The organism is Serratia sp. BNK-12 (assembly GCF_047456085.1).
Lineage (GTDB): Bacteria > Pseudomonadota > Gammaproteobacteria > Enterobacterales > Enterobacteriaceae > Serratia > Serratia liquefaciens.
In genome coordinates this window covers 4276979-4288563 of the sequence record NZ_CP179896.1, presented here as the reverse complement: position 1 = coordinate 4288563, position 11585 = coordinate 4276979, and the positions used below count along the sequence as shown (strand labels likewise).

Here is an 11585-nt window from a genome sequence, read left to right as displayed (position 1 = left end):
ATAAAATTATGAGCATCCCTGCATTTGGTTTAGGCACCTTCCGTCTCCAGGATCAGGTGGTGATCGACTCGGTCACTACGGCACTCGAGCTGGGATACCGCGCGATCGATACGGCGCAAATCTATGAAAACGAAGCGGCGGTGGGGCAGGCGATTGCCGCCAGCGGCGTACCGCGTGAAGAGCTGTTTATCACCACCAAGATCTGGATCGCCAATTTGGCGAAAGGCAAGCTGATCCCGAGCCTGCAAGAGAGCCTGAGCAAGTTGCAAACCGGCTATGTTGATCTGACCCTGATTCACTGGCCTTCGCCGAACGACGAAGTTCCTGTTGCCGAGTTTATGGCCGAACTGGCGGAGGCGAAAAAATTAGGCCTGACGCGCCAAATTGGCGTTTCCAACTTCACTCTGGATCTGATGCAGCAAGCGATTGACGCCGTTGGGGCAGAGCAGATCGCCACAAACCAGATTGAGCTCTCGCCCTACCTGCAAAACCGCAAAGTGGTGGAGTTTGCCCAGCAGCACGGCATTGCCATCACTTCCTACATGACGCTGGCCTATGGTCAGGCGCTGAAGGATGAGACCATCAAGGCGATTGCGGCACGCCGCAATGCCACTCCGGCACAGGTTATTCTGGCCTGGGCGCTGCAGCTGGGTTACGCGGTGATCCCATCATCGACCAAACGTGAAAACCTGGCGAGCAACCTGTTGGCGCAGCAGTTGACGTTAAGCAGTGAGGAAATGGCAGAAATTGCCAAGCTGGAAAGCAATGGCCGTTTGGTCAGCCCCGAAGGCCTGGCACCGAACTGGGATTAATTTTCCGTACCTTTACATCAGAGGCGCCCAGACGGGCGCCTTTTTTATTGCCCCAGATGTTTGCTGAGAAAGTCGATAAAGCTGCGCAGGCGGTTGCTGACGGCACTGTCGCTGTAATACACCGCATTGATTGGCATGGCGACCGGCAGCGTCTCCTCCACCAAGATCGGCACCAGATCGCCGCGCTCGATGTCTGCGCTAATCATAAAATCGGACAGGCAGGCAATGCCGTTGCCATGCAGGCACAGGTGACGCTGAGTTTCACCACTGTTGGTGGTGAGGCCCGGGGTGATTTCCAACTGCCGACCGTCGGCGCAGGCCAGTGGCCAGCGATTCAAACTGGGCAGATCGTTAAAACCGATGCAGCAGTGTTGCGCCAGGTCTTCCACCTTTTGTGGCATGCCGTATTGTGCCAAATAGGCAGGGGAGGCCAGCACGCGTCGATAGCTGGTCATCAGTTTGCGTGCCTTCAGGCTGGAGTCGGTCAACTCACCGACGCGGATGGCAATATCCACCTTACGCTCGATCAGGTTAATAAAGTTCTCTGAAGACACCAGTGACAGCGACATTTCCGGGTACAGGGCCCTAAATTCCGCCACTAGCGGCGTTAATACGTGCAGCACGACTGGCGTGGCAGCATCGACGCGCAACAGCCCCTGTGGACGCTGACGGCTTTCCATCAGCGCATTCTCCGCCGCGGCCATATCACTCAGTACCTTCTGCACCTGGCGGAAATAGTTTTCCCCCTCCTGCGTCAGGCTGATCTGACGCGTCGTGCGGTTGAGCAGCGTGACTCCGAGCTTGGTTTCCAGCTTTTTGACGGTGCGGCTAACCACCGAATTGGCCTGATCCAGCCGTTCGGCCGCACGACTGAAACTGCCGCTTTCCACCACGGTCACGAAAGTAATCAACTCATCGGAATTCGCTTTCACTGTTGCTCCATTGGCAAAATTCATTTGATATTTTGAGCATTTTTATCATTTAAGCACAGGCCGATAATAGTCGCCATCAACCTGAACGCTATTTGGAGTAAAAAAGATGCCTCTCGCATTACTTGCATTGACCATCAGCGCCTTTGCTATTGGTACTACCGAGTTTGTGATCGTTGGGCTAATCCCGACTATCGCGGAACAACTGGGGGTGACAGTACCGTCCGCCGGGCTGCTGGTTACCATTTATGCTATTGGCGTGGCGATTGGTGCGCCGGTACTGACGGCTTTAACCGGCCGCGTACCGCGCAAGCTGCTGCTGATCAGCCTGATGGTGCTGTTTACCCTCGGCAACCTGCTGGCCTGGCAGTCGCCGAGCTACGAGTCGTTGGTTGTGGCCCGCTTGTTGACCGGTCTGGCCCACGGGGTATTCTTCTCCATCGGCTCTACTATCGCCACCAGTCTGGTTGCGAAAGAGAAAGCCGCCTCGGCGATCGCCATTATGTTCGGCGGCCTGACCGTGGCGTTGGTGACAGGGGTACCCTTGGGGACCTTTATCGGCCAGCATTTTGGCTGGCGTGAAACCTTCCTGGCGGTGTCGCTTATTGGCGTGATTGCCACGGTGGCCAGCGTCATCCTGGTACCCAACAACATTAAAAATCAGGCCAGCGCGAGCATTGGCGAGCAGTTTAAAGTGCTGACTCATCCACGCCTGCTGCTGATTTACGCCATCACCGCGCTGGGTTACGGTGGCGTATTCACCACCTTCACCTTCCTGGCGCCAATGATGCAGGAACTGGCGGGGTTCTCCGCCCCCGCGGTCAGTTGGATCCTGCTGGCCTACGGCATTGCGGTAGCGATTGGCAACATTTGGGGCGGAAAATTGGCCGACCGCCATGGTGCCGTCCGTGCCCTCAGCTTTATCTTTGCCGCGCTGGCCGTTTTGCTGCTGGTGTTCCAGTTCACAGCCAGCCATAGCATCGCAGCGCTGATGACGGTGGTGGTGATGGGCGTATTCGCCTTCGGTAACGTACCGGGGCTGCAGGTTTACGTGGTGCAGAAAGCCGAACAGTACACGCCGAATGCGGTAGATGTCGCTTCCGGTCTGAACATCGCAGCTTTCAACGTGGGCATTGCTCTGGGATCGGTCATCGGCGGTCAGACCGTATCCACGCTGGGCCTGGCGCAAACGCCGTGGATTGGTGCGCTGATCGTGCTGGTGGCTCTGCTGCTGGTGGGGGTTAGCGGGCGTCTGGATAAGAAGTACCGGCAGCAATTGGCTTGATAGCCACACTTTCCCCTTCTTTGGCCCGCAAAATGCGGGCCTTTTCGCATTTATCATCGATCACCGCTAACCTTTACACACATATACTGTCAGAAGATTGAAATCCCTACCTCACGCCCCTATAACTGGAAAGGATATACCCCGTAAAAGCCATGCCGTCAGGTGAGGGCAGGCGTATAATCGATTCAATGTTGGCGGGAATGTCACCGTCAGTTTCATCCTAATGGGAAATAGGCGAATAGCGTGCCGAAACGAACTTATGCAATGAGGTATGTTGCAGGTCAGCCAGTTGAGCGAATTTTCCCTGGCGCTATTAATCAACCGCTGCCGCCCGGGGCTGCATTGCCTACGTCCGGCGCGTTGCGAGTGATGGTGTGGAACATCTTTAAACAGCAACGGGCAGACTGGCTCTCGGTGTTGAAAAGCTATGGCAAGGATGCGCAACTGGTCCTGCTGCAGGAGGCGCAAACCACGCCTGAACTGGTGAGCTTTGCCACGTCAAACTATCTGGCTGCCGATCAGGTGCCGGCTTTTGTATTGCCGCAACACCCTTCGGGCGTGATGACTTTGGCGGCAGCGCATCCGGTGTATTGCTGCCCATTACGCGAACGCGAACCACTGCTGCGGCTGGCCAAATCGGCGTTAATCACCGTCTACCCGTTGTTTAACGGCCAGCTTTTGATGGTCGTAAATATTCATGCGGTGAACTTCAGCCTGGGCGTGGACGTCTACAGTAAGCAACTGGGGCCGATTGGTGAGCAGATTGCCAACCACCACGGGCCGGTGATTATGGCCGGGGATTTTAATGCCTGGAGCCGCAAACGAATCAATGCGCTGTATCAGTTCGCCAGCGATATGGCACTGCGTGAGGTGAACTTCACGGACGATCATCGTCGTAAGGCGTTTGGCCGCCCGCTGGACTTTGTGTTTTATCGCAATATGGGCGTGGCGGAGGCTTCGGTGCTGGTGACCAGCGCGTCAGACCATAATCCGCTGCTGGTGGAGTTTCATCCCGAGGCTGACAAACCGCACTGGTGATTATCGTCCGTATTCAGTGACTAGTCCTGATATAGGTTGACACTTTTCAGCCGGATAACGCCCGATGAACCTCATCGGGCGTTTTATATTTTAGCGACAGGTGCGGCCGCCGTGTGTTGTAGATGTTCACCGATTCCCTGACCATCTTTCTTGCCTGCGCGATGTCTTCTGGCCTGCCGAGCAGGTATTCCGTTTTAAGTATCCCGTTTACCCGTTCCGCCAGCGCATTCTGATAACAGTCATACCCGTCCGTCATCGAGCAAGTGACACCATACTTCTGATGTAACGCCTGATATTCTTGCGAGCAGTACTGGATACCCCTGTCCGAGTGATGCACCAACGGCAGCGCCGAGCGTCTGCTGGCCAGCGCCATTTTGAACGCGCAGGCGACATGTCGTGTATGCAGACTGTCATGCACGTGATACCCCACGATTTTTCTCGACCAGGCATCCGTTATCAGGCTGACATACGCCGTTCCCGTTCTCAGCGGCAGGTAGGTGATATCTGCCACCCATACTTGTTCCGGACGGCTGGCTATTACCTGATTATCCCCCGCCTTCAGCAAGTTGGGATGGCGATAAAAACGATGATGACTCTGCGTCGTCTTGTGATACGCCCGTTTGGGCATCACCAGTAACCGTGCACAACGCAGGATACTGAACAGCCGGTCTCGCCCCACATGCAACGCTGGTTCGGGGCGTCGTCGCAACAGGTGATGCAGCTTACGCGCCCCTAACCGGGGCTGGTGCAAGCGGATAGCCATCACCTGTTCGATGAGATGCCGGGCCTGCTCCTCTCTGCCTGCTTCGCGTTGCAGGGACTGATACCACGCCTGTCGGCTGATACCCATCCATCGGCAAGCGCGCGTTACTGTGAGTCGCGGCGTTTGTGTTTGCGCGATAAGGCGGCTAACTGCTTTTTTGTCAGCGTGGCACCGAACTCGGTATTCATCACTTTGACGACGGCTTCGAAGAACTGGGCTTTAACCTCGGATTCAGCCAATTGCTGTTCGAGTTCCTTAATGCGCTGTTCGGGCGTCAGAGGGAGTTTAGGCATGTTGTCTCCGCACGTTCTGGTGGCAGGGGAGGTCCGCCAGTCAAACTGACCGTATTTACGCAGCCAGTTCATAACCGTGTGGCTGCCCTGAATACCGTAGCGGTCTTGCGCCTGACGGTAAGTCATCTCGCCTTTTTCGACCTGTTCGACGACGGCTAATTTAAAGGATAGAGAATAATCGCGTTGTGTGCGTTTAACATACTGGTTCATCACATTTTCCTCTGTGCGTGAGTAAAATGTGTCAACGCTATTCAGGACGGGTCACAGACAATAAAAAAGCACCCCGAAGGGTGCTTTTTTTGTGCCGAAAATTTAGGTATCCGGCGACGACTTATCACTGACAAACAGGGTCAATTTCAGACCCGGTTGCAGATTGTTAGCCTTGGCTAGCGTTGAGTTCCAACGCATCACGTCGTTAATATCGACGCCGTGACGACGTGCAATACTGGCCAGCGAATCACCTTTGCGAACCTGATAGGTGATACTGCTGTTACTGCCGGTGTTGCTGGCCACTTGCAGGGTTTGCCCAACTTTTAAGGTGCTCTTGGCACGTAAGTTGTTCCAACTCTGCAAATCGCTGGACTTAATATTCAACCGCTTGGCAATGCCCGATACCGTGTCGCCGGAGCGAACCTTATACGAGCTACCGCCTGTCAAACCGCTATTCTTCGCCAACTGAGTGGTTGGCTGAGTCACTGCGATCTGGCCATCGGCCAACGAGTCTTTCAGCTGATCGGCATGACCTTTGGGAACCATAATGTAATGGGGCCCGTTGGGTGCCGTAACGCCTTTTTTGTAGCCTGGGTTATAAGCTTTCATCTTGGTGATTGAAAGCCCAGCCATCTCAGCCGCCTGAGTTAACTGTATTTGCTGCCCAACATCGATACGCGCCAGTGCACGGGTATTATCAGTCTTCGGAAGATTGATACCGTACTTCTTGCTGTTTTTAATGATGTCGCTCAGCGCCAGCATTTTCGGAACATAAATTGACGTTTCACGCGGAAGCGACAATGCCCAGAAATTGGTTGGCTTACCCTGGCGTTTATTCGCCTTAACCGCTTGCATGACACGGCCTTCACCACTGTTATAAGCGGCAACGGTCAGTAACCAGTCACCGTTAAACATGCGGTTCAAATACTGCATCATATCAAGCGCAGCAGTCGTCGAGGCGACGACATCGCGTCGCCCGTCATACCACTGGTTGTTTTTCAAACCATAATTGCGACCCGTTTGCGGCACGATTTGCCATAGCCCTGCGGCGTTGGCACTTGACGTGGCGTGTGGGTCAAAAGCGCTCTCCACTATGGGTAGCAGTACCAGTTCCATCGGCATATTGCGTTTCTTAATCTGCCCGACTATCCAGTACATGTACGGCTCTGCCCGTAATGTTACATCGTGGAGATAGCTCTTACTTTTTAGGTACTTTCTTTTTTGATCACGGATCCGGGAATTTTCCGGAACCTCCATCTTCAGCTCGTCGCTAATGAAGTTCCACAGGTTCTGTTGCGCGGCACCACTATTGTTATCTAGCCACCGCGCCGAGCTCGCTCGACCATTCGCTGTGTACTCTCCTGCTTCACTCTCTTGACCTGCCGAAGACAAACTCTGTGCATGCTGTTCTGGGGCCGGTGCGTCCTGCCTGGACGACTGGCACCCCACTAGCAAGACTGAGGCGAGAAATATCGCTTTAGCCTTCATGTGTGTGTCAATGTAGTTGCTTAAAAGACGAGCAATCATACTTTGCTTCGTCAAATAACACAACTAAAAGCTCAGAAGTTGTCTTTTCGCAGGCGTAATTCGGAAAAAACCGAATGAAGGTGCTGTGGTGGCGAGTGAAAGCCTAATTTTCTTTGTAAATCAGTGTCATGACAGCGTAAAAATAGGTTAATTTTACGCTCTAATTGTAGCTGAGTGGGGACGCTAGGCAGGCCTTTTGCCCGTAACGCTTCAACTTGTTGCTGATATGTTTCAATTCCTCGATCTTCCGGCAAAATAGCCCGCGCAAACTTAAGATTTGAAAGTGTATATTCATGCGCGCAACAAATTAAGGTGTTATCGGGAAGTTGCGCGAGTTGTTGAAATGAGTCGTACATTTGTTCTGCGGTCCCTTCAAACAACCTGCCGCAGCCGGCAGAAAAAATAGTGTCTCCGCAGAAAAGATAAGGGGCGCTATAGAATGCAATATGACCCAAGGTATGTCCGGGAACCGCGATTACGGCGAATTTTCGGCCATCGATCTCGAGGGTTTCTCCGTCATGAACGATGTGGTTAGCGCCTTTGTCGGCAGTTTCCTGTGGCCCATAGACCTTCAGCCCAGGATAGCGTGCCACAATTTGCGCTACGCCACCGACGTGATCGTGATGATGGTGGGTCAACAGAATCGCGTCAGGCGTCAAATTCAGGCGTTCCAGCGCATCAAGTACCGGCTGTGCCTCACCGGGATCGACAATGATGCCGTGCCCCTGCTGGTTATCTAACAACCAAATGTAATTGTCCTGGAAGGCGGGAATACTGATAAGATTCATCTTGGACCTCTCGTTGGCAACGGCTTGAAAGAAGATAATAAATCATGAAACCAGCCCATACTCTACAAAAGCTCGCCAGCCCACAGTCTTGGGCCGAGTTGCCGTGGGGGGAATACTATCGTGAGGCGCTAGAGCGGCAGTTGCAACCCTGGTGGCCGAAGCTGTTTGGTTTCCACCTGCTTAAAATCGGTAATCTCAGCGCCAGTCTGGCAACGGATAAATGCGCCATTTCCCACCAGGTCAACGTCAGCCTGGAAGGCGATAACCTGCAGGTAGTCGCAGATGCTTACCAATTGCCCTTCGCCGCCAAGTCGGTAGATGCCTGTTTGCTGGCACACACGCTATCCTATGCTGACGATCCGCACCGCATGCTGCGTGAAGTCGATCGCGTGTTGATCGACGACGGCTGGCTGGTGATCAGCAGCTTCAACCCGTTCAGTCTGTTGGGGTTGGGGAAACTGGTGCCAGGGTTACGTCGCCGCCAGCCTTACGTCAGCCGGATGTTTACTCAAATGCGCTTGCTGGACTGGCTGAGCCTGTTGAATTATGAGGTGTTGCATCAGTCGCGTTTTCACGTGCTGCCGTGGCAGCGTAAGGGCGGGAAGTTTTTGTGCACCCATTTACCGGCGCTGGGGTGTATGAGCGTGATTGTGGCGCGTAAGCGCACTTTGCCGTTGACGCCAACGCCGATGAAGTTCGGGGCGCGAAAGCCTTCTCTCAGCCGCGCCGTCGGCGCGACCAAGAGTTATCGCAAGCAGCCTTAGTTTTCCGGTTTGTAACCCACGTCTTCCTGCGTTGGATTGCCGGCCGCCTCGCGTGCCAGTACGTCGCAGCGTTCGTTTTCCGGATGGCCGGCGTGGCCCTTGACCCATTCCCATTTGACGGTGTGGCGCTGAATGGCCAGGTCCAGACGCTGCCAAAGATCGACATTCTTGACCGGCTTTTTGTCGGCGGTCTTCCAGCCACGCTTTTTCCAGTTATGGATCCAACTGGTAATGCCCTGGCGTACATATTGGCTGTCGGTGCTGAGGATCACTTCGCAAGGCGTGGTCAGCGCTTCCAATGCGACAATCGCCGCCATCATTTCCATGCGATTGTTGGTGGTCAGGCGGAAGCCCGCGCTAAAGGTTTTTTCCGTCTGCTTATAGCGCAGTATGGCGCCGTAACCACCGGGACCCGGGTTGCCAAGGCAGGAGCCGTCGGTGAAAATTTCTACCTGTTTAAGCATCTCTGGTAGACTCTTCCTATCAGTTTTATAAAAGCCAAGTCTGACATAAACGAACGCTGTGAGCACTGCAATATGATCACTACAACCACCAGACAGATTGTCCTCGATACCGAAACCACCGGTATGAACAAGCTCGGGGTGCATTACGAAGGCCATCGCATCATTGAAATTGGTGCGGTCGAGGTCATTAACCGTCGCCCGACCGGTCGCCACTACCACGTCTACATCAAGCCGGATCGGCTGGTGGACCCGGAGGCCTATGGGGTTCACGGCATCAGCGACGAGTTCCTAGCGGATAAACCGACGTTCGACCAAATTGCCGATGAGTTTATCGACTTTATCCGCGGCGGTGAGTTAGTTATCCATAATGCGGCGTTCGACATCGGCTTTATGGATCACGAATTCCGCATGCTGCAGCAGGGCATTCCGAAGACCGATACCTTCTGCACCATCACCGACAGCCTGTTAATGGCGCGTCGCCTGTTCCCGGGCAAGCGCAACAACCTCGACGCCCTGTGCAGTCGTTATGAGATAGACAACAGCAAGCGTACGCTGCACGGCGCATTGCTCGATGCCGAGATCCTGGCGGAAGTCTATCTGGCGATGACCGGCGGTCAGACGTCAATGGCCTTCCAGATGGAAGGGGATACGCAAAACAACAATTCGACGCAGGACATTCAGCGCATTGTGCGTCCGGCAACGGCAATGAAAGTGGTCTACGCCAGCGATGAAGAAGTGATGGCCCATGAGGCGCGTCTGGATTTGGTGGCGAAAAAGGGCGGCAGTTGCCTGTGGCGTACGGAAGTGGAATAACGGTATTTTCGCCGTAAATAAACCGGGCGTTATCACCTTTGGGTTCCGTTAGCTGAAAAACTGTGCAAACGGTTCATTTGGTAAGAAAAAGGCATTGACGACATAGTGGCTCAACCGTAATATGCGCCTCGTTCCTCTCGCAAGAGAAGAACGGCGCGGAGCGGTAGTTCAGTTGGTTAGAATACCTGCCTGTCACGCAGGGGGTCGCGGGTTCGAGCCCCGTCCGTTCCGCCAACATTTAGAAGCCCTGAGTTAGCAATAACTCAGGGCTTCGTTGTTTTTAATCTTTGCTCAATTGCGTTTTGGCGAAGGTCACCGCCTGATTGGCTGCCCACTCCCGGCGAGCAATGATGCGATAACAGCCCCCACCCAACGCTGCCCCGATAAACCAACTGAAGTTAGCCACCTGATGCAAACTCGGCGTGAAGCTGATCGCCAACCCGATAATCACTGAGGGTACCAGTGCCCAAATCGCATTCGGATTGAAGCCGTTTTTATACCAGTAACGGCCGCCTGGCGTGGCATTGTACAGGTCGTCGACGTGCAGTTCACCGCGTTTGATAATGTAGAAATCCACCAACAGAATGCCGAACAACGGGCCGATAAAGGCCGCTAATACGTCCAGCGTGTAGTGAATCAGCTCGGGTGACTGGAACAGGTTCCAGGGGGTCAACAGGAACGAGCCGACGGCGGCAATCATCCCGCCGGTACGGAAGCTGATCTTCTGCGGCGAACAGTTGGAAAAATCAAAGGCCGGCGAGACAAAGTTGGCCACGATATTGATACCGATGGTGGCGACGATCATCGTCAGCAACCCAAGGGCCACGGCGATATCGCTGTCGAGGCGGGTGACGGTTTCGATCGGATCGGTGATCAGTTGCCCGAACAATGGCAGGGTGCCGGAAACGATCACCACGGTGACCAACGAAAACAGCAGATAGTTGAAGGGTAAACCCCAGCGATTGCCGCGCTGTACCTCAGCAAAACTTTTTCCGTAGCGGGTAAAGTCGCCGAAGTTAAGCAGCGGGCCGGAGAAGTAAGAGACCACCAGCGCGGTGGCGGTCAGCATCAGCCAGCCTTGCTCACCGGCACTCAGGTTTTTGTTCGCCAGAGTAAGGGAGAGATTAGAGAAACCGACTCGGTATACAATCCAGCCTGCCAGCGCGAACATCACCACGTAAACCGCCGGCCCGGCGATGTCGATAAAACGCTTAATTGCCTGCATACCGTGCCAAAACACCATCGCCTGCAGCAGCCACATGGTGATGTAACAAACCCAGCCAAGCTGCGACAGCCCAAGAAAATGCGGCTGGGTCATCGGTTCCAGCGACGGGAAGAATTTCAGCAGTGTGAGCATCAGGGCGTTGGAGGCCAGATAGGTTTGGATGCCATACCAGGCGAAGGCGATCATGCCGCGGATCACCGCCGGGATATTGGCGCCGAACACGCCAAACGCCTGGCGGCTTAATACGGCGTAGGGCACGCCGCCGAGCTGGCTGGGCTTGGCCACCAGGTTAGCGCAAAACTGCACGATGCAAATCCCCACCAGCAGGCAAATCAGGACCTGCCAGCTCGACAGGCCGAGGGCGAAGAAGCTGGCGGCCACCACATAGCCGCCCATGCTGTGTACATCGGACATCCAGAAAGAAAAAATGTTGTACCAGCTCCAGTTCTGGTCACGCGTTGGTGCCAGATCGTCGTTGCACAGCTTGGGACTGTAGTTTTCATTAGGGTTTGGCATAAATCGTGCTCCTCTCAAGAACGTCACCCGGATGTTGTTATCTGTTTTTTGGCAAAGGTTGCTGAGAGGGCTTTTGCAGGATCCAGGCCAGACTTTTCTTTTTTGTATACAAAAGATCTTCATCTTGTATACGATTTGACTATTCAAGGGGACGGGGA

The 11585-nt window shown here is 54.3% G+C and carries 10 protein-coding genes, 1 tRNA gene and 1 pseudogene; 6 read left to right on the top strand and 6 right to left on the bottom strand.

Translation table 11 applies throughout. The annotated features are described in order from the left end of the window. Positions 1-8: 8 nt before the first annotated feature. Positions 9-812 carry a 2,5-didehydrogluconate reductase DkgB gene (gene dkgB / locus ACMGG1_RS20035; RefSeq protein WP_020825319.1) on the top strand — a complete coding sequence of 268 codons (804 nt, stop codon included), beginning with the start codon at positions 9-11 and terminating at the stop codon, positions 810-812. Between the two features lie 44 nt (positions 813-856). Here the strand turns inward: dkgB and yafC are convergent, their stop codons facing one another. Further along, positions 857-1744: a DNA-binding transcriptional regulator YafC gene (gene yafC, locus ACMGG1_RS20030; protein ID WP_020825320.1), complete on the bottom strand. Its 888-nt coding sequence runs from the start codon at positions 1742-1744 to the stop codon at positions 857-859. Positions 1745-1850: 106 nt separating this feature from the next. Between yafC and ACMGG1_RS20025 the strand changes: the two genes are divergently transcribed. Both ACMGG1_RS20025 and ACMGG1_RS20020 read left to right on the top strand, forming a co-directional pair. Beyond that, positions 1851-3026, top strand: a complete 1176-nt coding sequence (locus ACMGG1_RS20025) for an MFS transporter (RefSeq protein ID WP_020825321.1) — start codon at positions 1851-1853, stop codon at positions 3024-3026. A 243-nt stretch (positions 3027-3269) separates the two neighbouring features. Beyond that, positions 3270-4064 carry an endonuclease/exonuclease/phosphatase family protein gene (locus ACMGG1_RS20020; protein WP_071844577.1) on the top strand — a complete coding sequence of 265 codons (795 nt, stop codon included), beginning with the start codon at positions 3270-3272 and terminating at the stop codon, positions 4062-4064. 20 nt (positions 4065-4084) lie between these two features. Here the strand turns inward: ACMGG1_RS20020 and ACMGG1_RS20015 are convergent. From ACMGG1_RS20015 to gloB, 3 genes and pseudogenes are all read right to left on the bottom strand, one after another. After that, positions 4085-5330 (bottom strand): annotated as a pseudogene (locus tag ACMGG1_RS20015) (IS3 family transposase). Positions 5331-5432: 102 nt separating this feature from the next. Next, positions 5433-6818, bottom strand: a complete 1386-nt coding sequence (gene mltD, locus ACMGG1_RS20010; protein ID WP_170868526.1) for a murein transglycosylase D — start codon at positions 6816-6818, stop codon at positions 5433-5435. A 71-nt stretch (positions 6819-6889) separates the two neighbouring features. Further along, complete coding sequence (gloB, locus tag ACMGG1_RS20005) at positions 6890-7645, bottom strand: hydroxyacylglutathione hydrolase (RefSeq protein WP_046374451.1); 756 nt, start codon at positions 7643-7645, stop codon at positions 6890-6892. Between the two features lie 44 nt (positions 7646-7689). On the opposite strand from gloB, the gene ACMGG1_RS20000 reads away from it, so the two are divergent. Beyond that, positions 7690-8409 (top strand): class I SAM-dependent methyltransferase, encoded by a 720-nt coding sequence (locus ACMGG1_RS20000; protein ID WP_020825326.1) that lies wholly within the window; start codon positions 7690-7692, stop codon positions 8407-8409. Here ACMGG1_RS20000 and rnhA read toward each other — a convergent pair. Further along, positions 8406-8873, bottom strand: coding sequence for a ribonuclease HI (gene rnhA, locus ACMGG1_RS19995; RefSeq protein WP_020825327.1), 468 nt, complete (start codon positions 8871-8873; stop codon positions 8406-8408). The genes ACMGG1_RS20000 and rnhA overlap by 4 nt on opposite strands. Positions 8874-8945: 72 nt before the next feature. On the opposite strand from rnhA, the gene dnaQ reads away from it, so the two are divergent. Both dnaQ and ACMGG1_RS19985 read left to right on the top strand, forming a co-directional pair. After that, positions 8946-9686, top strand: coding sequence for a DNA polymerase III subunit epsilon (dnaQ, locus tag ACMGG1_RS19990; RefSeq protein ID WP_122077363.1), 741 nt, complete (start codon positions 8946-8948; stop codon positions 9684-9686). A 157-nt stretch (positions 9687-9843) separates the two neighbouring features. Next, a tRNA-Asp gene (locus tag ACMGG1_RS19985) sits at positions 9844-9920 on the top strand. Positions 9921-9966: 46 nt separating this feature from the next. Here the strand turns inward: ACMGG1_RS19985 and ACMGG1_RS19980 are convergent. After that, positions 9967-11427: an NCS1 family nucleobase:cation symporter-1 gene (locus tag ACMGG1_RS19980; protein ID WP_128864355.1), complete on the bottom strand. Its 1461-nt coding sequence runs from the start codon at positions 11425-11427 to the stop codon at positions 9967-9969. Positions 11428-11585 lie beyond the last annotated feature (158 nt).

Excerpts from the sequence above, each read along its gene's own strand:
- dkgB (WP_020825319.1), top strand. The coding sequence starts at position 9 with ATGAGCATCCCTGCATTTGGTTTAGGCACCTTCCGTCTCCAGGATCAG.
- ACMGG1_RS20025 (WP_020825321.1), top strand. The coding sequence starts at position 1,851 with ATGCCTCTCGCATTACTTGCATTGACCATCAGCGCCTTTGCTATTGGT.
- mltD (WP_170868526.1), bottom strand. The coding sequence starts at position 6,818 with ATGAAGGCTAAAGCGATATTTCTCGCCTCAGTCTTGCTAGTGGGGTGC.
- gloB (WP_046374451.1), bottom strand. The coding sequence starts at position 7,645 with ATGAATCTTATCAGTATTCCCGCCTTCCAGGACAATTACATTTGGTTG.
- ACMGG1_RS20000 (WP_020825326.1), top strand. The coding sequence starts at position 7,690 with ATGAAACCAGCCCATACTCTACAAAAGCTCGCCAGCCCACAGTCTTGG.
- rnhA (WP_020825327.1), bottom strand. The coding sequence starts at position 8,873 with ATGCTTAAACAGGTAGAAATTTTCACCGACGGCTCCTGCCTTGGCAAC.
- dnaQ (WP_122077363.1), top strand. The coding sequence starts at position 8,946 with ATGATCACTACAACCACCAGACAGATTGTCCTCGATACCGAAACCACC.
- ACMGG1_RS19980 (WP_128864355.1), bottom strand. The coding sequence starts at position 11,427 with ATGCCAAACCCTAATGAAAACTACAGTCCCAAGCTGTGCAACGACGAT.